We start from the raw sequence: 619 nt of genomic DNA on the forward strand, positions 1-619 counted from the left end.
TCAAATTGAGAATGTTGATTTTCAGATTTGACATTCAGGCCTAACTGGTTGTTTTTATTTTAAATAAATAATGGCACGTAGCGTGCAATACGTTGTTCAGAGTAGATACACACTACTGAGGGCGTAAAGATGGAACGCAGAGAAAATAAAAACACCAAACGGAATCATAAAAAAGTGGTGTTGCATGTGGTGCAACACTTGGCACCGGGTGGATTAGAAACGCTAGTGCTGGATATGCTTCGCTTCGCAGAACCTCGTCACGATGTGTTTGTGGTGAGCTTAGAAGGCGCCAAATCCCAATCCTTAGCGAAATGGGCTAAGTTGACCGAATACAAAAGCCAGCTTCATTTTCTCAATAAACAGCCGGGATTCAGCGTTAAAACCTTAGGCACACTTACGGCGATGATCAAAGGCATTAAGCCAGATGTTGTACACACACATCATATTGGTCCTTTGCTTTACGGTGGCATTGCCTCACGTTTGGCTGGCGTTCCTGTCATCATTCACACCGAACATGATGCCTGGCATTTGAACAATAAAAAAGCTGCGCGCTTACAGTCTGTGCTGCTAAAAACCGTTCGCCCACATGTGGTTGCCGATGCACACTTTGTTGCCGACC

Annotated in this window: 1 protein-coding gene; it reads left to right on the forward strand. The window is 44.6% G+C overall.

Translation table 11 applies throughout. The features are described from left to right. Nucleotides 1–129: 129 nt before the first annotated feature. Nucleotides 130–619 (forward strand): glycosyltransferase (locus R7P74_RS27395; RefSeq protein ID WP_318123827.1); only part of this gene is annotated, 490 nt, incomplete at its 3' end.

This window comes from Vibrio sp. 2033, from assembly GCF_033339735.1.